This is a genomic window from Luteimonas terrae (assembly GCF_031457535.1).
GTDB classification, from domain to species: domain Bacteria; phylum Pseudomonadota; class Gammaproteobacteria; order Xanthomonadales; family Xanthomonadaceae; genus Luteimonas; species Luteimonas terrae_A.
The window spans coordinates 26,538-52,856 of the sequence record NZ_JAVDWO010000020.1; the positions used below are offsets into that span (position 1 = coordinate 26,538).

Genomic DNA, 26,319 nt, shown 5'->3' on the forward strand with positions numbered 1-26,319 from the left:
TCTGTCGCCTGCGATCAGATGTCGCGCGCAAGTTGTTCGGCCAGGCCGGTGTAGCCGCCCGGCACCAGATCGCGCAGGCGCGCCTTGTCCTCGGCCGGCAGGTCCAGTCCGTCGACGAAGCTGCGCATCGACTCGGCGGTGATGCCCTGGCCGCGGGTCAGCGCCTTGAGCTGCTCGTAGGGATTGGGCAGGCCGTGGCGGCGCATCACCGTCTGCACGGCCTCGGCCAGCACTTCCCACGAGGCATCGAGGTCGGCCGCGAGGCGTTCGGGATTGACGCTGAGCTTGCCGAGGCCACGCTGCAGCGCATCGAGTGCGATCAGGGTGTGGCCGAATGCGGTGCCCAGCGCGCGCAGCACCGTGGAATCGGTGAGGTCGCGCTGCCAGCGGCTGATCGGCAACTTGGCGGCGAAATGTTCGAACAGCGCATTGGCGATGCCGAAGTTGCCTTCGGCGTTCTCGAAGTCGATCGGGTTGACCTTGTGCGGCATCGTCGAACTGCCCACTTCGCCTTCCTTGAGCGCCTGCTTGAAGTAGCCCAGCGAGATGTAGCCCCAGATGTCGCGGCACAGATCGACGCCGATCGTGTTGATGCGCTTGTGCACATCGCTGATCTCGGCCACGCAGTCGTGCGGCTCGATCTGGGTGGTGTAGGGATTGAAGTCGATGCCCAGCGATTCGACGAAGCGCTGCGCGAACGCCGGCCAGTCGACATCGGGGTACGAAACCACATGCGCGTTGTAGTTGCCGACGGCGCCATTGATCTTGCCGGTCAGTGCGACCTCCCACAGCAGTTCGCTCTGGCGCTGCAGACGTGCGACGACATTGGCCAGCTCCTTGCCGATGGTCGACGGCGATGCGGTCTGCCCGTGCGTCCGCGACAGCAGCGGCAGCGCCGCATGGTCATGGGCCATCGTGCGCAGCGTCTGGATCAGTGTGTCGAGCGTCGGCAGCAGCACATCCCGGCGCGCTTCGGACAGCATCAGGGCGTAGGATAGATTGTTGATGTCCTCGCTGGTGCACGCGAAATGCACGAATTCGAGCGACGGCGCCAGCGAGGTATCGTCCTTGAGCTGTTCCTTGATGAAGTATTCGACCGCCTTGACGTCGTGGTTGGTGGTGCGCTCGATCGCCTTGACGCGCGCGGCGTCGCTGACCGAGAAATCCTCCGCAAGCGCCTTCAGGCGGGCGCGCTGCGCGTCGTCGAACGCGGGCAGTTCGACGATGCCCGGCTCGTCGCCCAGCGCCAACAGCCATTCGATCTCCACCCGCACGCGGGCACGGATCAGGCCGTATTCCGAGAAGATCGGACGCAGCGCATCGACCTTGGTGGCGTAGCGGCCGTCGAGCGGCGACAGGGCGAGCAGGGCGGCTTCGGTCTTCTGGGTGTCGGACATGGGAGGCGTGGGGCGCAGCGGGCGAAGCCGTCATTTTAGCCTGTGCGGCCCTCGCGTATCCTGCGGGCACGACGCCAGCGACCGTGCCAGCCGAGTCATTCCCCCTCCTGGAGCCGAATCGATGCGCAAGACCCACGACGCGAATGCGTTCCGTACCGAACACGACAGCATGGGCGAGCTGCAGGTGCCTGCCGACGCCCTCTGGGGCGCGCAGACCCAGCGCGCGGTGCAGAACTTTCCGATTTCCGGCCGGCCGATGCCGCGCGGTTTCATCCGTGCGCTGGGTCTGGTCAAGGCCGCGGCCGCCGAGGTTAACGCGGGCCTCGGCCTGCTGCCGGAGAAATCCGGCAAGGCGATCCGCGTCGCGGCGCTCGAAGTTGCCGAAGGCAAACACGATGCCCATTTCCCGGTCGACATCTACCAGACCGGTTCGGGCACCTCGTCGAACATGAATGCCAACGAGGTCATCGCGACGCTGGCCTCGACCGCTACGCGCAAAGTGCACCCCAACGACCACGTCAATCTGGGCCAGAGTTCGAACGACGTCGTGCCGACGGCGATCCGCGTGTCGGCGCAGCTCGCCGTCGTCGAAGACCTGCTGCCGGCGCTCAAGCACCTGCGCCGCACAATCGACAAGCGCGGCCGTTCGCTCGGCAAGGTGGTCAAGACCGGCCGCACGCATCTGATGGACGCGATGCCGCTCACGTTCGCGCAGGAATTCGGCGCTTGGTCGTCGCAGCTGGCCTCGGCCGAAGCGCGCCTGAGCGATGCGCTCAAGCGCCTGCGCCGCCTGCCGATCGGCGGCACCGCGATCGGTACCGGCATCAACGCGCATCCGCAGTTCGGGAAAAAGGTCGCGCGCGCACTCTCGACGCTGACCCGTACCAGTTTCGATTCGGCCGAAGACAAGTTCGAAGGCATCGCGACCCAGGACGATGCTGTCGAACTGTCCGGCCAGCTCAATACGCTCGCGGTCGCGCTGATCAAGATCGCCAACGATCTGCGCTGGATGAACTCCGGGCCGCTCGGGGGTCTCGGCGAGATTGAACTGCCGGCGCTGCAGCCGGGCAGCTCGATCATGCCGGGCAAGGTCAATCCGGTGATTCCCGAGGCCACGGTCATGGTCGCCGCGCAAGTGATCGGTCACCACGCCGCGATCACCGTCGCCGGGCAGACCGGCAACTTCCAGCTCAATGTCGCACTGCCATTGATTGCGGCGAACCTGCTCGAATCGATCCAGCTGCTGTCGAACGTCACCCGCCTGCTGGCCGACGACGCGATCGCCGGCCTCAAGGTGCGCCGTGAGAACGTCGACGCCGCGCTCGCGCGTAACCCGATCCTGGTCACCGCGCTCAACCCGATCATCGGCTACGAGAAGGCCGCGGCGATCGCCAAGCGCGCCTACAAGGAACAGCGCCCGGTGCTCGACATCGCCCGCGAGGACAGCGGCCTGTCGGATGCCGAACTCGAAACGCTGCTCGATCCCGCCGAACTGACCAAGGGCGGCATCCACGAAGGCGCCAGCGGCGGCGGCTGACGGCTGGCACAAGATCGGCCAAGGGCCGGCCTCGTTTGCAGCGCAGTGCAGTCGCATTCGCTGCAGGAGGAGGGCGCGCCTCGAACCACGCCGTGGCGGCGCTACCGCGTGCCGGTCTCCGCGAGGCAGGCATCGCAGGCTGCCGTACTGAAACGGCTGCTGCAGATGTCGCGAACCTGGGCCATCGGCAGACCTTGAGGCACTTCCGGCCTCAAGCCGTTGCGGAACAATCCGCAGGTCGCGCTGGAAAGTGTCGCGATCTGCGGCAGCTGCAATTGCATCTGGCCGTTGTTCGACTGGCTCAGGCGCGCGCCGTTAGCGTCCGCGCGCAGATCCAGGGCCTGCTGGCCATGCCAGATCTGCAGCGATGTCGATCCGTCGGGGCCGGCGACGAACAGGGCGTTCTGGCCTTTGCGGCCATCCAGTGTCAGTCCGACATTGTCGCCTTTATCCCAGGTCACATAGCCGCCTCGCTCCTGACCGGTCCGGTCGTACAGCATCACGCCAGCAGCCTTGCTGCCTCGATCGATGCGGCGGCCCTCGATCACCGCGTCCGGCATATCGCCCGACAGTCGCACGCGTTCGGTCCCCTCGCGGTCTACCACCACGAGCTCGCTGACACGCAGGGTGTCGGGAACCGTCATTGCCGCGGCGGGACGCAGCAGCAGGAAGAGACCGGAGGCGATCACGAGCACGCAGAGCGTGCCCAGCGCGATCACGGTCCGTCGGTGCTGTCGCTCAAGGGTTTCGAGTCGGCCTCCGAGTCCACGATCCATGCGGAAAACTCCTTATCCAAGTGAGCGGGTCGCGATCATCCGAGCCTTGGCAGCGAAACGCGACGGCCTGCGTCACCTGCGGAAGATCAAGAGGTGGTCCGTTCAGGGCGCGTCATCCGGCAGACAAGACGTCTGTATCAATGCGTCCCGCCGGTCAGTTCGATGCCGGTTCCGACGCAGCGTCCGCTTCCGCGGCCTCGTTGTCACGATCGACGACGGTGTCCTTGCGGCAGTCCTCGACGTCGGTCGCGTCCATCGTCGCGTAGGGCTGGAAGGCGGGCAGTGCAGCCGCCAGCGCCTGTTGCGAGGCGAGCAGCGGTGGCAGGTTGTCGCACAGCTTGTCGGCTTCGGCCTCGATCTTCGCGCCCTCGGCTTCCATGCGCTGCTCGAACTCCGCGGACTGGCCCGACAGCGCGCTGGCGATCGCGCCCTTTGCGGCTTCGGCGCCGAGCTGGGCACCCTGGAGGCCGATCGTGATGCCGGCCTCGGCAATCGCGATGATGTTGGCCCGATGCGTCAGCAGCAGCTCGCGTTGCGCGGCGTCGATTTCGACCATCTTGCCGTCGATCAGAAAATCACCGGTCGGACTGATCTCGGCCTTCGGCAGGCTGGACGTGCGGCTGTCGTCGCCGCCGAAGCGGAAGCCGTTGATGTTCAATCCGCCGCCACCGCTGCCGCCCACGCTGATGTTCTTCTCGACCAGATCCCTGCGCGCCGTTTCCAGTGCGCGTCGGGTGCTGCGGGCGATGAAACCTTCTTCCGCCGGCGCGGTGGCGGCGCCGGCGCTCGCAGGTGGGGTGGTGTCCTCACGGCCACACGCGGTCAGCGTGGCCGCGCAGGCGAGAAGCAGGGCAAGGGGCAGTGCACGGGACGGCAGGATGTTCATGGTCGGACCTCCGGATCGGGAAGGGGTCAACGTTTGCGCGGCACGCTGACAGTGCCGCGCACATCACGGTGCGACACCTCGCCGCTGCCCTTGGCGGCCACTTCGAGGTCGCCGCCGATGACGCGGGCGTCGACATCGCCGGAACCGATCGAGCCGACATGCACGTTGCCCTGCACGTCGCGCAGATCGATGTCGCCCGAGCCGAGGCTGCCAATGCGGACATCGCCGTCCGCGCCTTCGAGCTTGAAATCGCCAGACCCGACGCTGCCGACTTCGACCGCGCCGCGGATGCCGCGGGCCTCGACGTCGCCCGAGCCGATCGACAGCACCTTCAGCGCACCTGCGTCGTCGACCGTGATGTCGCCCGAGCCGACCTTGGCGGTCGCGCGGCCGTGGATGCGCCGCAGTTCGGCATCGCCGGAACCGACATCGGCGCTCGCAGCCGAGACGCCGGTCACCCACACGTCACCCGAGCCGACGACTGCCTGCACCAGCACGTTCGCGGGCACCTGGCCGGAAAGATCCATGTAGGCGTACTGGTTACCCATCCAGCCGGTCGAGTTCGACGTGCGGCGCAGGGTGACCGTCAGGGTCTCGCCCGAGCGCTGCTGTTCGAGCACTAGCGAGGCCAGCATGGCTTCGCTCGATGCGCAGGCGCGGCCACGCAGGGTGGCGTCCGGACGCTCGGCGCCGTCGACGCGCAACTTGCTGTTGCCGATTTCGAACCGCACGGTGCGCACACCGTCGAGCTGCAGGGCCAGATCGCGGGGCTGGCTGTGACGGCACTTCGGGCTGTCTTCTGCCTGCGCCGCGAACGGCAGTGCCAGCGATGCAGCAATGAGCGTGGCGAACAATGGGCGAGCGGAGATGGCTGACGTCATAGTGGAAACTCCCTGGCGAAGTGTCCGGCCTGCATCATTGCTAGGCCGAGGCGTGCGTGGTGGCTGACGCTAACCTGAATCGATGGGCTTGCGCGAGTCGTGCGGCCTTCAGCGCCTCACGAACTCGCGGCGGACCTCGTTGCGGCAGTTATCCGCGTCCTGCGCCTCCAGACGCGCATAGGGCCGGAATGCCGGAAGATCGTTGGCCAACTGCTGCTGTGCGTCTCGAAGGGCTGGCATGCGGTCGCAGATCAGCAGGACGCCCGGTCCGACCGTGGTGCGAACGGTCCGCTCGATGCGACGCTCCAGGCTGCCGGTCATCGCGCCGACCATCAGCGAGAACACGCCGCGGTCGACCGAGTCCACGGCCGCCAGCGCGCTGACCTCGCCGATGTCGATACCGGCCTTGGCGACCTCGATGACCATGCCGCGGTAGGCGAGCAACTGGCGGCGCTGCGACGCGTCGACGGCGATGGACTCGCCGTCGATCAGGAAATCGCCCTGCGGGGTGATCTCTGCCTTCGGCAACTTCGATTCCGCCGTCGTCTTGCGACGTCCGTCGCCATGGACCTGCAGGCTGTTGCCGACGTCGAGATTTTCGCTGTCGAGCTCGGCGCGGGCCTTGGCAAGATCGGTGCGGATGTCACGACGGGCGTCTTCCAGATCCCGGCGGATCTCCTCCCGCACGCCACCGCGTTCGGGCGGCGCCGACCAGGCAGCCATCGGCAGACACAGGGCAAGGGCGAATGCGGTGACGGTTGTAGCTTTCATGGGTGGTCTCCGGAATCAGTCGGACTGGGAGAAACGGGGTGGCTCAGCCTTCTTCGCGCCAGCGACGCAGGCGGATGGCGATCGCGATCATCACGGCGCCGGCGATGATGCCGATCCACATCGAGGGCTCGAGGAAGTTGCTGTAAACGCCCGGGATCGAGAACAGTTCCTTGGCCTCGATGGCGTCCGACTGCAGGTAGGCCAGGTCGCGGTGAGTGAACGGCACGGTGCCCAGCAGCATCCGTGAGATCACGTTGCCCCAGAGCCAGTGGCGCTCCAGTCCGATCACCTGCAGCAGGCCGGTCATCGACGTCGCAACGCCCAGGGCCAGGGGAATCAACAGCGCCCACAGGAACGGCTTGCTCTTGGCCCAGGCCGAGCACAGCAGCAGCCAGCCGACGGTCGGCATCATCCAGGCGGCATACACCGGGATCGCCGCCAGGAACTGCCCGGCCAGCAGGAACACCGCGCCGTTGCCCCATAGCAGCGGCACCGGATTGGCGCCGTGCGCGGCGGCCGCGATGCTCAGGGCGATCAGGAACGCGAACATGATCAGGACTGCGAACAGCGTCGCGACGAGCGGGATCACCAGCGTGGCCGTGACCACCTTGGACAGCACCGTAGACGCGTCAGAAATCGGCAGCGACTTCCAGAACAGCACGCTGCGGTCGCGGCGGTCGTCGTACAGGGCGCCCAGGCAGTAGAAGAACGCGACGAAGATCATCACCAGGAACGGCCAGCTTGCGGACATCGCCAGCGTGTAGGTCATGCCTTCCGACAACTGTTGCAGATCGTCACTGCTCAACTGCTGGGCGAGGGTGCCCAGATCCAGCCCGTTGATGGTCACGCCGTTGTGCTGGACCAGATTGCCCTCGGCGACCGCCTTGTGGGCGAACGCGATGCCGGCGATCAGCAGGCCGATCGACAACAGCAGCGACACGCCGCCGGCGATCATCGGCGCCCAGAAGATGCCGCCCCGGTGCTCCCAGTACTCGCGCCGCAGCAGCAGGCGGAAGCGGCTGGTCGGATGGGTGGCTGCGAAGGTGCGGGACGGCACCGGGGTGTCCACGGGTTCGGCGGCGGCATTCATGCGTAGGCTCCTTTCATCGTGGCCACGAACAGGTCGGCCAGGCCCGGGCTGCGGGTTTCGCCGTACGTCGACAGGGTGGAAACGGGCACGTTGTCGAACAGCATCACCGTCTTGCCGAAGGGCAGGGCGCGTTCGTCGATCGGGCGGTGGGCGCGCGCGGCGTCGAGGTGTTCGGCGTGGACCAGCACTTCGACGAAGCGCTCACCGACCTCGTCCATCGGCGCGTCCAGCACGATCTTGCCGTTCTGGATGAACAGCACGTCGGTGAGGATGTGCTCGATCTCCTCGACCTGGTGCGTGGTGACGATGATCGTCTTCTGCTCGTCGAAGTAGTCCTCCAGCAGGCGCTGGTAGAACTGCTTGCGGTAGAGGATGTCGAGCCCGAGCGTCGGCTCGTCGAGCACCAGCAGCTTCGCGTCGATCGCCATCACCAGGGCCAGGTGCAGCTGCACGATCATGCCCTTGGACATTTCGCGCACGCGCTGTTTCGGACCGAGCTTGGTATTGGCGAGAAAGCGCTCGCAACGGGCGCGGTCGAAGCGGGGATGCACGCCTTCGACGAAATCGATCGCGTCACGCACCCGCATCCAGCGCGGCAGCACCGCGACGTCGGCGATGAAGCAGACATCGTTCATCAGTGCGTCGCGTTCGATGCGTGGATCGCGGCCCAGCACCGACATCTCACCGTCGAAGCGGATCAGGCCTAGCAGCGCCTTCAAGGCTGTGGTCTTGCCGGCACCGTTGGGACCGATCAGGCCGACGATGCGGCCGGCCGGAATCTGGAAGCTGGTGCCGTCGAGCGCACGCGCGCCCTTGTAGGTCTTGGTGAGGTTGCGCGCGGTGATCACCGGGGTGTCGATGACGGCGTTCATTCGTTGGCTCCATTGCCGATGGACTGCAGCAGGTCCCGGGTCGACAGCCCCAGGCGTTCGATCCGTTCCACCACCTGCGGCCATTCGTCGTGCAGGAACCGCTCGCGCTCGCTGCTGCGCAGCTTCTTCGAGGCTTCCTCGGTGACGAACATGCCCAGCCCGCGGCGCTTCTCGACCAGCGCCTCGTCGGCGAGTTCCTGGTAGGCGCGGGAGACGGTGATCGGGTTGAGCTGGTAGTCGGCGGCCACCTGGCGCACCGAGGGCAGCGCGTCGCCGGGCTTGAGGACGCCGTCGAGCATCATCGCGATGACGCGTTCCTTCAGCTGGCGGTAGATGGGAGCGCCGTCGCTCCATTCGATATTGGCCATGACGTCAGCTCCTTCCACCTGCGCCCCGCGCGAACGAGAAGTACGGCAGGGCGAAGCCGCTGCGTGCACGGCGGGTGCGGGGACGGGGGGTCTCCGCGTCGAGGTCGGTCGTCGTCGCAGCACGCTCGGTCTGGACACGTGCCTTCGCGGCAACGGCGACGGTCACGGGCGACGACGCGGTCTCGCCGGCCGACAGCGCCGGACCGGCGAACAGCAGGCCGGCCGAGAGCGCCAGGGCGGAGGCGGTGCATGCGATGATCGGGGTGTGGAGCCTGCGGTTCATGAGGACCGTCCTGCTCTAGTGGGTAGGTGTTGTAGGTGACTATAACACCACCGCAGCAGGTGTCAACGCGGCTTGCAGAAATTTCTACCCAACTGATGGCACGGGTCCGCCGGCCGTCCAGGAGACCGCGACATGCGTGGCAATCGGTGGTTCTGGCGCATGGCGCTAGTAGTGGGTGTGACTCTGGTGGCCGGCGCGGCTTTCGCGCAGGACCCGGCTGCGCCTCGCGGCGTGCTCGATCATCAGTTCCGCCAGCTCGCAGTCCGCGAAACCGTCGATCTGCGCAGCACCTACGGCGGCGACGTGGTGCTGATCGTCAACACGGCGAGCAAGTGCGGCTTCACCCCGCAGTACGAAGCGCTCGAGGCGATGCATGCACGCCTGCGTCCGCGCGGCTTCGCGGTGCTGGGCTTTCCGTCCGGCGATTTCAAGGAACAGGAATTCGAGGACGAGGCGGCGATCCAGGAGTTCTGCACGTTGACCTACGGCGTGAAGTTCCCGATGTTCCAGAAGGTGCACGTGGTCGGCCCCGAGGCCACGCCCATGTACAAGCAGCTCGCCGAGGCCACCGGACAGGCGCCGCAGTGGAACTTCCACAAGTATCTGGTGGGCCGCGACGGGCGGGTGCTGGGCCAGTGGGGCAGCCGTACCAAACCGGACGCGCCGGAAATCCTCGCCGCCATCGAGCGTGCGCTGGCTGCGCCGAGGCCGGCCGCCCGCTGAAGCCTGCGGTAGGCGTGATTGCCCCGCCGCCGCGCGCCCGCGACAATAGCGGGCTGCATCGCCCCGCATCCGGGGCAGGAGAACCATGCGGATGTTGAATCAGATGCGTGCCGCGGCACTTGCGTTGCTGCTGGCGCCGGTCGCCACGCTGGCGGTGGCTGCCGAAGGCACCGATCGCGACAAGAGCAGCTATGTGGTCGGCATGGACATGGCCGCCCAGCTGTCCCAGGTGACGCCCGATCTCGACCTCGCCGCGTTCGAAGCCGCTGTGACGGCCGCCCTTGCCGGTACGCCGCCGACGCTCGACCCTGCCGAAACCCAGCGCATCGGCCAGGCACTGGCGCAGCGCGTTGCCTCGCGCAGTGGTCGACCGGTGCCGGGCCTGCCGCCGGGCAGCGAACCGCCCGCCGTCGATCGCGCCAAGGTTGGCCAGATGCTCGGTGCCGACGTAGGCCGGTCGCTGGCCCCGATGCGCGACGAGATCGCTGTCGCGCCGCTGATGCGCGGCCTTCGCGACACGGTCGACGGCAAGTCGCCGGCGCTGGCCGCCGACGAGATCGCCCAGGTGCGTCAGACCATGGTCACCCGCGGCCAGCTGCGCACGGCACGCGCGGCCGACGACAACCGCCAGGCCGGCATTGCCTTCATGACGGCCAACCGTGGCAAGCCGGGCGTGTTCGCCACCGCGTCGGGCATCCAGTACAGCGTCCAGACGCCGGGGCAGGGACCACGCCCGCGCGCCAGCGACCGCGTGCGCGTGCATTACAAGGGCACGCTGCTCGACGGCACCGAGTTCGACAGTTCCTACAGCCGCGGCGAACCGGCCGTGTTCGGGCTCGACCAGGTCATCGCCGGCTGGACCGAAGGCCTGCAGCTGATGCCGATCGGCAGCAAATACCGTTTCTGGATTCCCGGAGAGCTGGCTTACGGTGTGCGCGGCAGCCCGCCGAACATTCCCGCGAACTCCACGCTCATCTTCGATGTCGAACTGATCGACATCCTCTAGACAACCCGTTTCTCCTTCCGTCGACCGCCGCGCGCGGCCGTCCGTTCCAGATCCTCTTATCCCGGAGTTTTGACCGCATGAAGAACACCAAGCGCCTCGCCATCGTCGGCCTCGTCGCCGTCCTGCCGCTGGCGATGATCGCCTGCAAGCCGATCGACAAGGAGACCGGTAAGCCGGTCGAAGGCGCCGCTGCCGAGACGCCGGCCGAAGGCGGCGAGATCGCCGGCCTCAAGGGCGAGCGCGAGCAGATCAGCTACATCATCGGCAACCAGATGGGCGAGCAGCTCAAGCAGATCAAGGACGAGATCGACGTCAAGACGCTGCAGCGCGCGATTGCCGAAACGCTGGACGACAAGGCCGTCGAGATCAGCGACGAGCAGGCCATGGGCGTGATGCAGAAGTTCGGCGAGCGCATGCAGGCCAAGCAGGTTGCGGAGATGGAAGAGAAGTCCCGGACCAATGCCGCCGAGGCAGAGAAGTTCCTCGCCGAGAACGGCAAGCGTGAAGGCGTGCAGACCACCGCATCGGGCCTGCAGTACCGCGTGATCACCGAAGGCACCGGCGCCAAGCCGGGCCCGAACGACACCGTGCGCGTGCATTACAAGGGCACGCTGCTCAACGGCGAAACCTTCGACAGCTCGATCGATCGCGGCGAGCCGGCGCAGTTCGCGCTTAACCAGGTGGTGCCGGGCTGGCAGGAAGGCCTGCAGCTGATGCCGGTCGGCAGCAAGTACGAGCTGTGGATCCCGGCGGCGCTGGGTTATGGCGAGATGGGCTCGGGTCCGATCGGTCCGAACCAGGCGCTGGTGTTCGAAGTCGAGCTGCAGGACATCGTCAAGTAAGACCCCGGCCGGTGCGCCGCCCCGTGCGGCGCGCCGGTCCATCGAGAATGCAATGAATGACACCGGACATGACGCGCTGGAATCGCGCGTCACCGAACTGGAGACGCGACTCGCGTTCCAGGAGCAGACCATCGGCGAGCTCAACGACGCACTGAGTCAGGCGCGACTCGAGCTCAGCGCCCAGACCGGGTTGCTGCGCCGGATGATGGACGACCTGCGCCAGGCGCGCACCGTGCAGTTCCCCGACGCGTCGGAAGAACCGCCGCCCCCGCATTACTGAGGTCGACCGCAATGACCGATACCCTCCGCGACCAGCTGCTCGGCCTCGGATTCAAGGCGCCGGCCCCGGCTGCGCCCAAGCCCCGCCGCGACGAGCGTCGCCCGCGGCCTGACGACCGGCGTGGCCCACGCCCCGCCGGCCGCGCCGCCGATGGCAAGGGCGGCGCGCCGCGTGGCGATGCCGCCGCGCGTCCGCAGGCCCGCACCAGTGGCGCAGCGCGCAACGACGGCAAACCGCGCCCGAACAACGATCGTAGGGGCGCGCCGCAGGGCAAGCGCCCGCCCCGCGAAGACATCGATCTGGCCAAGGCCTTCGCCATCCGCGCCCAGCGCGAAAAGGACGAGCGCATCGAGGCCGAGCGGGTCAAGCAGGAAGAGGCTCGTCTGCGCCGCGAGGCGCGCGCGAAGCTTGAGGTCTTTCTCGCCGACAAGTCGCTCAACAAGCCCGAGGCCGAGATCGCCCGCCACTTCGAATACGGCGGCAAGATCAAGCGCATCCATGTCGACGAGGCACAGCTCAAGGCGCTCAATGCCGGCGAGCTCGGCGTCGTGCAACTCAATGGCCGCTACATGCTGGTCACCGCGGCGGTGCTGGAGGAAGCCGGCTCGATCTTCGCGCCGTCGGTGGCGCTGCGGATCGATCCCGACGCGCCGGTGGCCGACGATCCCTACAGCGATCCGAAATACCAGGTCCCGGACGATCTCGTCTGGTGATCCTGTTCCTACCTGCGCGTTTCGTCCTGCGTGCAGGCGCGATCGGACTGCTCGCGTTCGCCTGCGCCGTTGCGCAGGCCAGGACGCGGCCGATGTCGAGTTCGACCGGCCCGGTCTCGGCTTCTCGCCCTCGGTACTGGCGCCCGGGCAGATCGCCTGGGAGCAGGGCCTGCCCGACATCGGCCATGCCGACAGCGACGGCGTGCGCACCACGCGTTACGCCGCCGCGAGTGTGTTGCGCGTGGGCCTGGGCGCGGATCTCGAGCTGCAGCTCGGCAGCGACAGCCGCGTGTGGGAGCGCACGCGCAGCGCGGATGCACACGAACGCGTGCACGGTGGTGGCGACAGCAACGTCGCGCTGAAGTGGGTGTTGCCCGGTTCGAACGACGACACGCAGTGGGCGTTGCTTGCGCGGCAGGGCGTGCTGACCGGCGCGTCCGACATCCGCGCCGAACGCGCGCAGCAGGATCTCGGCGTCAGCGTCGCGACCGGAGATCTCGCGTTCTACGTCAACGGCACGCGCGACGAGACCGGCACCGGTTGGACGGTCTCACCGAGTTACACGTTCCTGTCGACCGATTCCCTCGGTGCGTACGTCGAAGCTGGGCTCGGCACCGGCGCGCAGCGCTCACGCGCGCTGGGCACCGGCGTCACCTGGCGCGTCGCGCCTGCGGTGCAGCTGGATCTGTCGGTGTTGCGCGGGTTCGCCGCCGACGAGGACGACTGGACCGGTGGTTTCGGCGTGTCCTTCCTGCTGCCCTGATGCGTCCCCATCGGCGGCCGCGACCCGCGCGGGTGGGCGCGGATCGCGACGGGTCTGGATCAGTCCCGCGCCTGCGGGTCGTAGTCGGCAATGGGGCCGGCGACCTTGCGCCCGGCCTGCCACACGGCTTCGATGCTGCGCGTGTTGCGGATGTCGCTCAGCGGATCGGCCGACAACACCACGAAGTCGGCGCGCTTGCCGGGCTGCAGCGCGCCGCGATCATCGAAGCGCAGCATCTGCGCGGCCACGCTTGTCACGACCACCAGCGCCTGCTCGGGGCTGAAGCCGGCCCGCTCGACCATCAGTTCCAGTTCGCGATGCTCGGCGAAGCCCGGCACGCGGTGCGGCAACGCGCCGGCGTCGGTGCCGAAACCGATACGCACGCCGGCCTCGCGCAGAGACGACAGGTTGGCGAGATTCACCGCCAGTGCGTCGCGATGGGTCTGCGTCGCCGGATCGGCCAGCTTCTGCTCGCGCCACGCCGCGTCCGACCATTGCGCGCGCACCGACGCGGGCAGGGCGTTGCGCAGGAACGGCGTGTCCAGCCAGTCCGGCTGCTCGGCGTAGATATAGTTCGCTTCGTCGATCTGCAGCGTGGCGATGTAGCCGGTGCCCGCCGTTTTCATCGCCTCGACGAGCGTCGCATCGATCGCCTGGTCGCGGATGCCGTGGGCGATGATGTCGACGCCGCTGGCGACGAGATCCGCCGCCGGTTCCAGATCATGGATATGCGCGGCGACCAGCAGCTCAAGGGAATGCGCTTCCTCGATCGCGGCCTTGTAGACCTCGGGCGTCATCTGCGGTGACTTGCCGCCGAGGTCGTCGACCCAGAGCTTGATCAGGTCCACGCCGGATGCGGCCTGTGCGCGCACCGCGGCGCGAGCGCTTTCGGCATCCACGGGGCGCGCGACGGGATCGTCCGACAGACCCATGTTCGCGGCCGGCGGTGCGCCGTCAGGTGTACCGACGCCGCCACCCGCGCCGTAAAGCTGGGCGCCGAGCATCGGATCGGCATTGATCGCAGTGCGGATCTCGCCGAACGCGTTGCCGTTCATGCCCAGGGACGCGACCGTGGTGATGCCGTAGGCCTGGAACTGGCGCAGATCGGCCGAGACCTGGTCCTGCGTATAGAAACGGTCGCCGTGCTCGGTGCCGCGGGTGTTGCCGACGTGCGCGTGATCGTTGACCAGACCGGGAATGATGAAACGGCCGCGATGGTCGATGCGCTCGGCGCCTTCGGGCAGGTCGTTCGCACCGGCCTCGGCGACGCGTTCGATCAGGCCGTCACGGATCACCAGCGAGACTTCGCCCAGATCGCGCATGCCGTCGAACACGCGCGCGTTGTCGATGACGATCACGCCGGTGTCGACCTCGGACGTGGCGGATGCGTCAGCGGTGGCTGCGTCCTGTGCGGGGCCGCTGCAGGCGGCGAGGCAGGCCGTGGCGGCGAGCGCGACGAGTGCGCCGGGGCGTCGGAACATGCGGGCGTCCTGTTTCGTGGAGGACGCAACAGCCTACCGACCGCCGGGTAGCGGTCGTGTGTCCATGCCGCGTGCGGTCCTATTCCGGGTCGTAATCCAAGTTCGAGGCCAGCCAGCGTTCGACCTGCGCCAGCGTCGCGCCCTTGCGCTTGGCGTAATCCTGTGCCTGTTCCTTGGACACCCGGCCGACGACGAAATACTGGCTCTTCGGATGGCTGAAGTAATAGCCCGACACCGCCGCCGTCGGCAGCATCGCGAAGCTTTCGGTCAGCGTCATGGTGGTGTGCGCGGTCGCATCCAGCATCTCGAACAGACGGCCCTTCTCGCTGTGCTCGGGGCATGCCGGATAGCCGGGTGCAGGGCGGATACCGCGGTATTTCTCGGCGACCAGTGCGTCGGTATCGAGCGCTTCGTCGGCCGCGTAGCCCCAGTACTCGGTGCGCACGCGCTGGTGCAGGCGCTCGGCCAGTGCTTCTGCCAGACGATCGGCCAGCGCCTTGAGCAGGATCGCGTTGTAGTCGTCGTGCGCGGCTTCAAAGCGGGCGACATGCGGCTCGATACCGATACCGGCGGTGACCGCGAACGCGCCGATCCAGTCCTCGACCCCGCTGTCCTTCGGGGCGATGAAGTCGGCGAGGCAAAAGTCCGGCCGCTCGACCGGCTTGTCGACCTGCTGGCGAAGGAAGTGGAGGGTGGTGGTTCGGGGGTGGGCATTGGGAGTTGGGGATTCGGAAACGCGAGTGCCGGTGGCATCCGAATCCCGGTTTCCGCTTGCCGAAGCCCGCTGGTCGGACAGAACCACCTCCACATCGTCCCCGACGCTGTTGGCCGGCCACAGCCCGAACACGGCCTTCGCGGTCAGCCATTTCTCGTCGACGATCGTGCGCAGCATCGCCTGCGCATCGTTGAACAGTTCGGTGGCCTGCGGGCCGACGATCTCGTCGCTGAGGATCGCCGGATAACGGCCGAACAGTTCCCAGGCGTTGAAGAACGGAGTCCAGTCGATGATGTCGACGAGATCGTCGAGCGGCCAGTCCTCGAACACGTGCACGCCCGGCGCGCGCGGGATCGGGGGGACATAGGTGTCCCAATCGCCATCGAAGCGCTGCGCACGCGCCTTCGCCAGCGACACCAGTCGCTTCGCGTCGCCGCGGTTGGCGTGGCGCGCGCGGATCTCGGCGTAGTCGGCATCGTTGGCGGCGACGAAGGCGCCGCGCAGCTCCGGGCTGATCAGCGACTGCACCACGCCGACCGCGCGCGAGGCGTCCTTGACCCACACCGTCGGTGACGCGTAGTGCGGCGCGATCTTCAGGGCGGTGTGCGCGCGCGACGTCGTCGCGCCGCCGATCAGCAGCGGCGTCTCGAAGCCCTGGCGCTTCATCTCGCGCGCGACATGGCTCATTTCCTCGAGCGAAGGCGTGATCAGGCCCGACAGGCCTATCACATCCGCCTGCACCTCGCGCGCCTTGTCGAGGATGGTCTGGGTGGCGACCATGACGCCGAGGTCGACGACCTCGAAGTTGTTGCAGGCCAGCACCACGCCGACGATGTTCTTGCCGATGTCGTGCACGTCGCCCTTGACCGTCGCCATCAGCACGCGGCCGTTGTTCTTGCCGGCGTCGCCGGTGCGCAGCTTCTCGGCCTCGATGTAGGGCAGCAGATAGGCGACCGCCTTCTTCATCACGCGTGCGGACTTGACCACCTGCGGCAGGAACATCTTGCCGGCGCCGAACAGATCGCCGACGACGTTCATGCCGGCCATCAAAGGACCCTCGATGACGTCCAGCGGACGCGTGAACGATTGCCGTGCTTCCTCGGTGTCCTCGACCACGTACTGGTCGATGCCGTGCACCAGCGCATGGGTGAGCCGCTGCTGCACCGGCGCCTCGCGCCAGGCGGTGTTCTCGACGTGGGCCGCGCCTTTCTTGCCCTTGTAGCGTTCGGCGAGATCGAGCAGGCGCTCGGTCGAATCGCTGCGGCGGTTGAGCACCACGTCCTCGACGCAGGTGCGCAGCTCGGGATCGAGGTCGTCGACGATCGGCATCGCGCCGGCGTTGACGATGCCGAAGTCCATGCCGGCCCGGATCGCATGGAACAGGAACACGGCGTGGATCGCCTGCCGCACGACCTCGTTGCCGCGGAACGAGAACGACACGTTGGAGACGCCGCCCGAGACGTGGCAATGCGGCAGCGTCGCCTTGATTTCGCGGGTTGCTTCGATGAAGTCGACCGCGTAGTTGTCGTGCTCGGCGATGCCGGTGGCGATCGCGAAGATGTTCGGATCGAAAATGATGTCCTCGGGCGGAAACCCGACGACTTCGGTGAGCAACTTGTAGGCGCGCGTGCAGATCTCGACCTTGCGGTCCTTGGTGTCGGCCTGGCCGACCTCGTCGAACGCCATGACCACGACCGCCGCGCCGTAGCGCAGCACCTTGCGCGCCTGTTCGAGGAACGCGGCTTCGCCTTCCTTGAGCGAGATCGAGTTGACCACGCCCTTGCCCTGCAGGCACTTGAGCCCGGCCTCGATGACGGTCCACTTCGAGGAGTCGACCATCACCGGGATGCGCGCGATGTCCGGCTCGGCGGCGATCAGGTTGAGGAAGGTGGTCATCGCATGCTCGGAATCGAGCATGCCTTCATCCATGTTGACGTCGAGGATCTGCGCGCCGCCTTCGACCTGCTGGCGCGCGACCTCGACGGCCTCCGGATAGCGGTTTTCCTTGATCAGCTTGCGGAACGCCGCCGAGCCGGTGACGTTGGTGCGCTCGCCGACATTGATGAAGAGCAGTTCCGGGGTGACGATCAGCGGCTCGAGGCCGGACAGGCGCATATGGCGGGTCATCTCGCGACCCCTGTAGGAGCGCGCTCGCGCGCGATGACGGTGTCCTTCGAACGCCCGATCGCGCGCGAGCGCGCTCCTACACAGGCTGGGCGCATAGCGGTCACGCCGCGGCCTCCTGCACGCGCCCGGGCACCCGTGGCGCCACATCGGCGACTGCTTCGGCGATCGCGCGGATGTGGTCGGGCGAGGTGCCGCAGCAACCACCGACGATGTTGAGCAGGCCGGCGGTCGCGAATTCGCGCAGCACCTCGGCCATGTCCTCGGGCGTTTCGTCATAACCGCCGAACGCATTCGGCAGGCCGGCATTGGGATGGCAGGACACATAAGTCTGCGCGATCTGCGCCAACGTCTCGACGTGCGGCCGCAGATCCTTCGCGCCCAGCGCGCAGTTCAGGCCGATCGCGTGCGGACGCGCGTGCTGCAGCGAATACCAGAATGCTTCGGCAGTCTGGCCGGACAGCGTGCGGCCCGAAGCATCGGTGATCGTGCCGGAAATCATCACCGGCAGCCGTCCGCCGAGGTCGTCGAACACGGTCTCGATCGCGTACAGCGCGGCCTTGGCGTTGAGTGTGTCGAACACGGTCTCGACCATCAGGATGTCGGCGCCACCGTCGATCAGGCCATGCGCGGCGTCGCGGTAGATCGCGACGAGTTCGTCAAAGGTCACCGCGCGATAGCCGGGATCGTTGACGTCCGGGCTGATCGACGCGGTGCGGCTGGTCGGCCCGAGGATGCCGGCGACGAAGCGCGGGCGGTCGGGGGTTTGCGCCTGCGCGGCGTCACACGCGGCGCGCGCGAGCGCAGCGCCCTCGCGGTTGAGCTCGTGGACCAGGTGCTGCAGGTGGTAATCCGCCAGCGAGACCGCGGTGGAGTTGAAGGTATTGGTCTCGACGATGTCCGCGCCCGCGGCGAGGTAATCGGCATGGATGCCCTGGATGATGTCGGGCCGTGTGAGCGTCAGCAGATCGTTGTTGCCGCGCTGATCAAAGCTTTCGCAGCCGCAGCTGGCGCCATGCGCGTGGTCATCGACGGCATGCAGCGCGTCGTAGCCATCCGTGAAGCGGTCGCCGCGGTAGTCGGCTTCGGTGAGTTCATGGCGCTGGATCATCGTGCCCATCGCCCCGTCAAGGACGAGAATGCGCGTAGCCAGCGCCGCGTCGAGCGCGGCGACGCGTTCGGGATGCAGCCAGGCACTCATGGCTTTCTCGCGATGATCGAGATCACCTGGAAATGCGGCGGACGCTTCTCGCGGGTGACGGTTTCCGCGCTGTGGATCTCCAGGCCAGCCTTGGTGACGAAGCGACGCAGTTCCTTGTCCGGGAAGCCGAGGTTCGCATGGCCATAAGCCTGCACCGCGGTCTCGTGACCGTGGCGGTCGAGGCTCGACAGCAGCAGCCGGCCGCCCGGGCGCAGCACGCGCGCGGCTTCGGTGACGGCCTGCGCGGGCTTGGTCGCGTAGGTCAGCGCATGCATCAGTACGACCAGATCGAAACTCGCCTCGTCGAAAGGCAGGGCATGCATGTCGCCCTCGCGCACTTCGACGTTGGTGAACCGCTTGAGGCGTTCGGCGGACGCCGCGACGACCCGCCGGCTGGCGTCGAGGCAGACATAGCGGTTTGCATGTGGCGCCAGCAGCTCGGCGAGCACGCCGTCGCCGGATGCGATATCGAGCACGTCGCCGGTTTCCAGCAGCGGCAGCGCCGAGCGCGCGAGCGCCTCCCAGGTGCGGCCGGGTGAGTAGTGCCGCTCCATGTCGCCGGCCACGGTGTCGGCCCAACTCTGATCGGCGGCGCGCGTCGCCAGCACGGCGGGCGTGCGTTCGGCATCCTGGCGCAGCAGCGGATCGTCGCTGCCGGTCGACAAGGCCTGCCACAGGGCGCGCTGCGCGGGGTCGAGCGCGGCATCATCGAAGCGGTAATAGGCGGACACACCGGCGCGGCGGTCGCGCACGAGGTTCGCTTCCTTCAGGCGCGCCAGATGCGTGGACACGCGCGGCTGCGCGAGACGGGTGATCGAGGACAACTCGGCCACTGTGAGCTCTTCGACCTCAAGCAGGGCGAGCAGGCGGACACGCGTGGGGTCGGCGAGCACTTTCAGGCGCGCGGACCAGGCCTCCAGATCCATCAATATCTCCATATCGCGATATAGAGATAATTGTCGGCGCGCACGGCGCTTGGGTCAAGGTTGCGCGGGGGCGACGTCATGCGACGGTCACATCGCCGGGGCGTGGACATACACCCTTTGCATCCCACTTGGCCGAACGCGTCGCCCGGTGTTTCCGGGCGATTCATGCTGCACTGCGCAACCGGTTTGTCGGGTGTTTTACCGTGCTGGAACGTTACAATCGCCGGATCGTTTTCGAGCAGGAGTTGCACGCCGTGGAGTTCGGTTTCAGCGAAGAGCAGTTGATGATCCAGGACATCGCGCGCCGGATCGCCCAGGAGCGCATCGCGCCCAGCGCCGAACACCATGACCGCACCGGTGACTTCCCCGTCGAGAACATGAAGGTGCTCGGCGAGAACGGCCTGATGGGTATCGAAGTGCCCGACGAGTACGGCGGCGCCGGCATGGACCCGATCTCCTACGTGCTGGCGATGATCGAGGTGGCCGCGGCCGATGCCGCGCATTCGACGATCATGTCGGTCAACAACTCGCTGTTCTGCAACGGCATCCTGACCCACGGCACCGAGGAGCAGAAGCAGACCTACGTGCGCGCAATCGCCGAAGGCCGCGAGATCGGCGCATTCGCACTGACCGAGCCGCAATCGGGCTCCGACGCCACCGCGATGAAGTGCCGCGCGGTCAAGCAGGCTGACGGCAGCTATGTCATCAACGGCAAGAAGAGCTGGATCACCTCCGGCCCCGTCGCCAAGTACTTCGTGCTGTTCGCGGTGACCGAGCTCGACAAGGGCGCGCGCGGCATCACCGCGTTCCTGGTCGACGGCAGTCGCGACGGCTTCCACCGCGGCAAGACCGAGCCCAAGCTGGGCATCCGGGCCTCGGCGACCTGCGAGATCGAGTTCCAGGACTACGTGGCCCAGGCCTCCGACGTACTGGGCGAGGAAGGTCAGGGCTTCAAGATCGCCATGGGCGTGCTCGACGCCGGCCGCATCGGTATCGCGTCGCAGGCCATCGGCATCGCCCGTGCTGCGTACGAAGCGACCATGGCCTACGTCAAGGAACGCAAGGCCTTCGGTCAGCCGATCGGCGCGTTCCAGATGACCCAGGCCAAGATCGCCGACATGAAGTGCAAGCTGGACGCATCGCTGCTGCTCACCCTGCGCGCCGCCTGGCTCAAGGGCGAGGGCAAGCGCTTCAGCAACGAGGCCGCCATCGCCAAGCTCACCGCATCGGAAGCCGCGATGTGGATCACCCATCAGGCGCTGCAGATTCACGGTGGCATGGGCTATTCGAAGGAGATGCCGATCGAACGGTATTTCCGCGACGCCAAGATCACCGAGATCTATGAAGGCACCAGCGAGATCCAGCGTCTGGTGATCGCCCGCAACGAGACCGGCCTGCGCTGATCCGCATGCCGCTTCGCCACGCCAGCATCGCGTGTCTCCGTCGCCTGCGCCGCCCCCGTGGCCGCGCGGCGTCGGTGGTTCCCGACCCGGTCGCACATGCGGCCGCGTCGTATTGAGAGATTCCTTCCCGTCGGCCCGCGTGAAAACGCGGGCCTCATTGCATCGGAACGTTTGTCGTCATGACCTCATCGCGCAAGACAGGTAAATCCGCCGCGGCCACGCCCGCGAAAGCCACCAAGGCCATCAAGGCCGCCGCGCCGGCAGGCAAGCAGGGGGGCAGCGTCCTGCCTGCGCCGCCGCGCCGCGCCGGCCTGGGGCTGCTGGACCCGATCTTCGACGCCGTGCGTCGCCGCGCCGGCAAGGCCGCGCATGCAGACGCCAGCGCTTTCGCCCAGGCGTTCTACCGGCGCATGACCGAGGACGAACTCCCTCTGCACAACGCCGAGGGCTGGGCCGCGCTCGCCGCGGATCTCTTCGACTTCGCCGGCAAGCGCAAGCCGGCCACGGCGAACGTGCGCTTGTTCAATCCGGTGATGAAGACCCACGGCTGGGAATCGCCGCACACGGTGCTGCAGGTCGTCAACGACGATATGCCGTTCCTCGTCGACTCGGTGACGATGGCGCTGGCCGAGCAGGGCATCGGCGTGCACGTGCTGGGCCATCCCGTGCTGTCGATCGCGCGCGACCGCGCCGGTCGGCTGACCGGCGTGGGCGAGGGCGATGCCGAATCGGTGATGCATCTGGAAATCGACCGGCAGACGCCGGAAGAGAATGCGCGCATCGAAGCGCTGGTGCGCGGTGTGCTCGACGATGTACGGGTGATCGTCGCCGACTGGCCGGCGATGCGCGAGAAGATGCTGCAGATGGCGGCTGATCTGGAGTCGCAGAAGATTCCGGTGTCCGAATCGAGCCGCGAGGAAGCACAGGAATTCCTGCGCTGGGCCGCGAGCGACCACTTCACGTTCTTCGGCTATCGCGCTTATAAGGTCCGGCGCAAGGGTGACGACGCGCGTCTCGAGGCGGTGCCCGACAGCGGCATGGGCCTGCTGCGCACGCCCGGCGCGGTGAAGTCGCGTCCGGTCAGCGAACTCGGCGCCGATGCACTGCGCCGCGAAGGTCTGATCGACGCGCTGATCCTGACCAAAACCAGTGCGCGTTCGACCGTTCACCGCCCCGGTTACATGGACTACATCGGCATCCTCGGCTACGACGACGCCGGCAATGTCGTCAGCGAGCAGCGCTTCCTCGGCCTGTACACGTCGAGTGCCTACACGCGCCGCCCGTGGGATATTCCGCTGGTGCGCGAGCGCTTCGAGCACGTGATGACCGAATCCGGTCTGAAGCCGACCGGCCACAGCGGCAAGGCGCTCAAGCACCTGCTCGAGACGCTGCCGCGCGACGAGCTGTTCCAGTCGACGCCCGACGAACTGTTCCGCCTCGGCACCGGCATCCTCGGCCTGCAGGAGCGTGTGCGCAGCCGCCTGTTCCTGCGCAAGGACCGCTACGGCCGTTTCTATTCGGTGCTGGTCTACATTCCGCGCGACCGCTTCAACACCGACGTGCGTCACCGCATCGAACAGCTGCTGCGCGAAGTCATGCAGGCTGATCACGTGGATGCGAGCGTGGTGCTCGGCGAATCGCCACTGGCGCAGCTGCATCTGATCGTGCGTCCACGCGCGGGCGTCGCATCCGATATCGACCAGGGTGCGCTGGAGCAAGCGCTGCAGGCGATCGTGCGCAACTGGCAGGACGATCTGCGCGACGAACTCGTGCGCCGCCATGGCGAGGCCGACGGCCTGCGCCTGTCGAGCCGCTTCGGCCGTGCCCTGTCGCCGACCTACATCGAGTTCGCCTCGCCGGCCGTGGCCGCAACCGACGTCGAAAAGCTGGCCGCCACCGCGGACACCGATGCGCTGCAGCTGAGCTTCTACAGCCAGGCGTTGCCGACCACCGGCGAATCCGTGCTGCACTTCAAGCTCTATCGCCGCGATGCGCACATCCCCCTGTCGGACGTGCTGCCGGTGATGGAGAACCTCGGCCTGCGCGTGATCGCCGAACATCCCACCCGGATCGAAGTCGACGGTACGACGCTGTTCCTGCAGGACTTCTACGTCGAGGCCACGGTCGGTGCGATCGACGTCGAAGCGCGCGCCGAAGCGTTCACGGAAGCCTTCGATCGCGTGTGGCGCGGCGATGCCGAGAACGACGGCTTCAACCGCCTCGTGCTGGGCGCCGATCTGGACTGGCGCCAAATCTCGATGCTGCGCGGCTACTGCAAGTACCTGCTGCAGGTCGGTGTGCCGTTCTCGCAGGCCTACGTCGAAGACACGCTGGGCCGTTACCCGCTGCTGGCGCGTCTGCTGGTGGAGGTGTTCGAATCGCGCTTCGACCCGGCGACGGGCACCGAGAGCCGGGCGCAGATCCAGACCGGCCGCGACGCGTTCGCTGTCCAGTTGCAGGCGCTGAGCGGCAACGACGATGCGACGCTGACGACGCTGCAGCCCTTGCTCGAGGCCCGTGGCAGCGACCGCGACGCGCAGTACGATGCCGCACGCGCGGCGCTCAAGGGGCTGCTCGATCGGGTGTCCAGCCTCGACGAGGACCGCATCCTGCGCAGCTATCTCGCCGTCATCGACGCCACGCTGCGCACCAGCTACTACCAGAAGAACCGCGACAACGGCCTGCTCGACACCATCAGCTTCAAGTTCGATTCGGCGCGCGTGCCCGAACTGCCGAAGCCGCGCCCGTACCGCGAAATCTTCGTCTACGGTCCGCGCGTGGAAGGCATCCACCTGCGCTTCGGCCCGGTCGCGCGTGGTGGCCTGCGCTGGTCGGACCGCCGCGAGGACTTCCGCACCGAGGTGCTGGGCCTGGTCAAGGCGCAGATGGTCAAGAACACGGTCATCGTGCCGGTCGGCTCGAAGGGTGGCTTCATCGTCAAGCGTCCGCCGGTCGGTGGCGACCGCGACGCGCAGTTCGCCGAAGGCGTCGCCTGCTACACGCTCTTCATCAACGGCCTGCTGCAGATCACCGACAACATCGTCGAAGGCGAGATCGTGCCGCCGGCGGATGTCGTGCGTCATGACGATAACGATCCCTATCTCGTCGTCGCTGCCGACAAGGGCACCGCGACCTTCTCCGACACCGCCAACGGCATCGCGCGCGAGCACGGTTTCTGGCTTGACGATGCGTTCGCGTCCGGCGGTTCGGTCGGTTACGACCACAAGGGCATGGGCATCACAGCGCGCGGCGCATGGGAGTCGGTCAAGCGCCACTTCCGCGCGATGAACCGCAACTCGCAGACCGAAGACTTCACGGCCGTGGGCGTCGGTGACATGTCCGGCGACGTGTTCGGCAACGGCATGTTGCTCAGCGAACACATCCGCCTGGTCGCCGCGTTCGATCACCGCCACATCTTCATCGATCCAAACCCGGATGCCGCGCGTTCGTTCGCCGAGCGTCAGCGCATGTTCGCGATTCCGCGTTCGAGCTGGGAGGACTACGACAAGACCCTGATCGCCAAGGGCGGCGGCGTGTGGCCGCGCAGCGCGAAGTCGATTCCGCTGTCGGCGGAGGCGCGCCAAGCGCTGGGCATCGAAGGCGACGCGACGTCGATCAGCCCGAACGAGTTGATGTCGGCGATCCTGCGTGCGCCGGTCGATCTGCTGTGGAACGGTGGCATCGGCACCTACGTCAAATCCTCCAGCGAAACGCATGCCGATGTCGGCGACCGCGCCAACAATCCGCTGCGCGTCGACGGCCGTGACTTGCGCTGCAAGGTGGTGGGCGAGGGCGGCAACCTGGGCTTGACCCAGCTCGGCCGCATCGAGGCCGCACTGCACGGCGTGCTGCTCAACACCGACTTCATCGACAACTCGGCCGGCGTGGACACGTCCGACCACGAGGTCAACATCAAGATCCTGCTCAATGCACTGGTGCAGGACGGCAAGATGAAACTGCCGGCGCGCAACAAGCTTCTGGCGTCGATGACCGACGAGGTCGCGGGTCTGGTGCTGTGGGACAACTACCGGCAGAATCAGGCGCTGAGCCTGATGGAGCGCATGAGCGTTTCGCGCCTGGGTTCGAAGCAGCACTTCATACGTACGCTGGAATCGCAGGGCCTGCTCGACCGCCAGATCGAGTTCCTGCCGTCGGATGCCGAGATCGCCGAGCGCAAGACCAAGGGGCTGGGCCTCACGCGTCCGGAACTCTCGGTGCTGTTGTCGTATTCGAAGCTGGTGGCGTTCGACCAGATGCTCGACTCCGACATTCCGGAAGATCCCTACCTGTCGCGAGAGCTGCAGCGCTACTTCCCGCAGCCGCTGCAGAAGAAGTACGCCGAGCTGATGGAAGGCCACCGCCTCAAGCGCGAAATCATCGCCACCGCGGTCACCAACACGATGATCAACCGCATGGGCGCGACCTTCCTGCTGCGCATGCAGGAAGACAGCGGCCGCGGGCCGGGTGAGGTCGCCAAGGCGTTCACGATCACCCGCGAGACGATCGAAGCGCGTGCGCTCTGGGGCCAGATCGATGCGCTCGATGGCCAGGTGCCGGAATCGGTGCAGGTCGATGCCCTGCAGGTGATCTGGAATCTGCAGCGTGCGTTCACGCGCTGGCTGCTGGCGCGTCCGGGCGCAATTCCGGACATCACCACCGCGGTCGAGCGTTACCACGATGGCTTCCACGCGATCCGCGACGGCAGCAAGATCATCGCCGACGGCCAGCGCGCCGAACACGACGCCAGCCTGCAGGCGTGGATCGAGAAGGGCGTGCCGAAGTCGCTCGCGATCGAGCTGGCCGCGCTACCGTACCTCGAGGCGGCCTGGGACATCGTCGAGGTTGCGAGCGAACGCAAGCAGAAGCCGGTCGACGTCGCGCGTCTGCACTTCCGTCTCGGCGAGGCCTTGAACCTGCCGTGGCTCACCGCGCAGATCGATGCCCTTCAGGTCGACGGTCGCTGGCATGCGGTCGCGCGCGGCGTGCTGCGTGAGGAACTGGGCCAGCAGCACCGCGCGCTGGTCTCGCAGGTGCTGTCGATGCCGGGCGCGACGCCGGAAGCCAAGGTGCAGGCATGGCTGGAACGTGACGATTCCGCATTGCGCTTCACGCTGGCGATGCTTGGCGAACTCGCCACGCAGAAGTCGCTGGACTATCCGACCGCCTCGGTCGCAGTGCAGCGCGTGTCGCAGCTGGTGCAGCGCAGCTGATCCGGTTGCGCGTGCGTCTGCCCGCTTCGTGCGCGAATCCCGCTCCCTTTCGGGAGCGGGGTTCGGCTGCG

The 26,319-nt window shown here is 67.1% G+C and carries 22 protein-coding genes; 9 read left to right on the plus strand and 13 right to left on the minus strand.

The features are described from left to right. Positions 1-14: 14 nt before the first annotated feature. The gene (purB, locus tag J2W68_RS17635) at positions 15-1,397 is read right to left on the minus strand and encodes an adenylosuccinate lyase (RefSeq protein WP_310238632.1); all 1,383 of its coding nucleotides are present in this window, start codon (positions 1,395-1,397) and stop codon (positions 15-17) included. A 121-nt stretch (positions 1,398-1,518) separates the two neighbouring features. On the opposite strand from purB, the gene J2W68_RS17640 reads away from it, so the two are divergent. Further along, positions 1,519-2,934 carry a class II fumarate hydratase gene (locus J2W68_RS17640; protein ID WP_310238635.1) on the plus strand — a complete coding sequence of 472 codons (1,416 nt, stop codon included), beginning with the start codon at positions 1,519-1,521 and terminating at the stop codon, positions 2,932-2,934. A gap of 101 nt (positions 2,935-3,035) precedes the next feature. On the opposite strand, the gene J2W68_RS17645 is transcribed toward J2W68_RS17640, so the two are convergent. From J2W68_RS17645 to J2W68_RS17680, 8 genes are all read right to left on the minus strand, one after another. Next, the gene (locus J2W68_RS17645) at positions 3,036-3,710 is read right to left on the minus strand and encodes a hypothetical protein (RefSeq protein WP_310238637.1); all 675 of its coding nucleotides are present in this window, start codon (positions 3,708-3,710) and stop codon (positions 3,036-3,038) included. Positions 3,711-3,864: 154 nt separating this feature from the next. Continuing rightward, complete coding sequence (locus tag J2W68_RS17650) at positions 3,865-4,596, minus strand: hypothetical protein (RefSeq protein WP_310238639.1); 732 nt, start codon at positions 4,594-4,596, stop codon at positions 3,865-3,867. A gap of 26 nt (positions 4,597-4,622) precedes the next feature. Further along, positions 4,623-5,477, minus strand: a complete 855-nt coding sequence (locus tag J2W68_RS17655) for a GIN domain-containing protein (RefSeq protein ID WP_430539774.1) — start codon at positions 5,475-5,477, stop codon at positions 4,623-4,625. A 108-nt stretch (positions 5,478-5,585) separates the two neighbouring features. Then, positions 5,586-6,248, minus strand: coding sequence for a hypothetical protein (locus J2W68_RS17660; RefSeq protein ID WP_310238642.1), 663 nt, complete (start codon positions 6,246-6,248; stop codon positions 5,586-5,588). Between the two features lie 43 nt (positions 6,249-6,291). Next, on the minus strand, positions 6,292-7,338 hold the full coding sequence (locus J2W68_RS17665) for a hypothetical protein (protein ID WP_310238645.1): 1,047 nt from the start codon (positions 7,336-7,338) through the stop codon (positions 6,292-6,294). Further along, positions 7,335-8,210: an ABC transporter ATP-binding protein gene (locus J2W68_RS17670; RefSeq protein WP_310238647.1), complete on the minus strand. Its 876-nt coding sequence runs from the start codon at positions 8,208-8,210 to the stop codon at positions 7,335-7,337. The genes J2W68_RS17665 and J2W68_RS17670 overlap by 4 nt, the downstream gene beginning before the upstream one ends. Beyond that, positions 8,207-8,578 carry a GntR family transcriptional regulator gene (locus tag J2W68_RS17675; RefSeq protein WP_310150180.1) on the minus strand — a complete coding sequence of 124 codons (372 nt, stop codon included), beginning with the start codon at positions 8,576-8,578 and terminating at the stop codon, positions 8,207-8,209. The genes J2W68_RS17670 and J2W68_RS17675 overlap by 4 nt, the downstream gene beginning before the upstream one ends. A gap of 4 nt (positions 8,579-8,582) precedes the next feature. Beyond that, positions 8,583-8,861, minus strand: coding sequence for a hypothetical protein (locus tag J2W68_RS17680; RefSeq protein WP_310238650.1), 279 nt, complete (start codon positions 8,859-8,861; stop codon positions 8,583-8,585). 132 nt (positions 8,862-8,993) lie between these two features. Between J2W68_RS17680 and J2W68_RS17685 the strand changes: the two genes are divergently transcribed. The 6 genes from J2W68_RS17685 (at position 8,994) to J2W68_RS17710 (ending at position 13,188) form a co-directional block, all read left to right on the plus strand. After that, complete coding sequence (locus tag J2W68_RS17685; protein ID WP_310238653.1) at positions 8,994-9,584, plus strand: glutathione peroxidase; 591 nt, start codon at positions 8,994-8,996, stop codon at positions 9,582-9,584. A 91-nt stretch (positions 9,585-9,675) separates the two neighbouring features. Further along, positions 9,676-10,590: an FKBP-type peptidyl-prolyl cis-trans isomerase gene (locus J2W68_RS17690; protein ID WP_310238655.1), complete on the plus strand. Its 915-nt coding sequence runs from the start codon at positions 9,676-9,678 to the stop codon at positions 10,588-10,590. Between the two features lie 77 nt (positions 10,591-10,667). Next, entirely contained in the window at positions 10,668-11,432 is a 765-nt protein-coding gene (locus tag J2W68_RS17695) for an FKBP-type peptidyl-prolyl cis-trans isomerase (RefSeq protein WP_310238658.1), read from the plus strand. 52 nt (positions 11,433-11,484) lie between these two features. After that, positions 11,485-11,712, plus strand: a complete 228-nt coding sequence (locus J2W68_RS17700) for a SlyX family protein (protein ID WP_310238660.1) — start codon at positions 11,485-11,487, stop codon at positions 11,710-11,712. Between the two features lie 11 nt (positions 11,713-11,723). Beyond that, on the plus strand, positions 11,724-12,425 hold the full coding sequence (locus J2W68_RS17705; protein WP_310238662.1) for a DUF2058 domain-containing protein: 702 nt from the start codon (positions 11,724-11,726) through the stop codon (positions 12,423-12,425). A gap of 61 nt (positions 12,426-12,486) precedes the next feature. Then, positions 12,487-13,188 (plus strand): transporter, encoded by a 702-nt coding sequence (locus J2W68_RS17710; protein WP_345784588.1) that lies wholly within the window; start codon positions 12,487-12,489, stop codon positions 13,186-13,188. 59 nt (positions 13,189-13,247) lie between these two features. On the opposite strand, the gene J2W68_RS17715 is transcribed toward J2W68_RS17710, so the two are convergent. From J2W68_RS17715 to J2W68_RS17730, 4 genes are all read right to left on the minus strand, one after another. Next, on the minus strand, positions 13,248-14,669 hold the full coding sequence (locus J2W68_RS17715; RefSeq protein WP_310238667.1) for an amidohydrolase family protein: 1,422 nt from the start codon (positions 14,667-14,669) through the stop codon (positions 13,248-13,250). Between the two features lie 79 nt (positions 14,670-14,748). Continuing rightward, entirely contained in the window at positions 14,749-17,511 is a 2,763-nt protein-coding gene (metH, locus tag J2W68_RS17720; RefSeq protein ID WP_310238670.1) for a methionine synthase, read from the minus strand. Positions 17,512-17,611: 100 nt separating this feature from the next. After that, positions 17,612-18,709, minus strand: a complete 1,098-nt coding sequence (locus J2W68_RS17725) for a homocysteine S-methyltransferase family protein (protein WP_310238673.1) — start codon at positions 18,707-18,709, stop codon at positions 17,612-17,614. After that, positions 18,706-19,635, minus strand: coding sequence for an ArsR/SmtB family transcription factor (locus J2W68_RS17730; protein WP_310238675.1), 930 nt, complete (start codon positions 19,633-19,635; stop codon positions 18,706-18,708). The genes J2W68_RS17725 and J2W68_RS17730 overlap by 4 nt, the downstream gene beginning before the upstream one ends. A gap of 254 nt (positions 19,636-19,889) precedes the next feature. Between J2W68_RS17730 and J2W68_RS17735 the strand changes: the two genes are divergently transcribed. Together J2W68_RS17735 and J2W68_RS17740 are read left to right on the plus strand one after the other, a co-directional pair. Then, on the plus strand, positions 19,890-21,038 hold the full coding sequence (locus tag J2W68_RS17735) for an acyl-CoA dehydrogenase family protein (RefSeq protein WP_310238720.1): 1,149 nt from the start codon (positions 19,890-19,892) through the stop codon (positions 21,036-21,038). 179 nt (positions 21,039-21,217) lie between these two features. Continuing rightward, a complete protein-coding gene (locus J2W68_RS17740) occupies positions 21,218-26,248 on the plus strand; it encodes an NAD-glutamate dehydrogenase (RefSeq protein ID WP_310238676.1) in 5,031 nt (1,676 codons plus the stop codon). Positions 26,249-26,319: the final 71 nt, after the last annotated feature.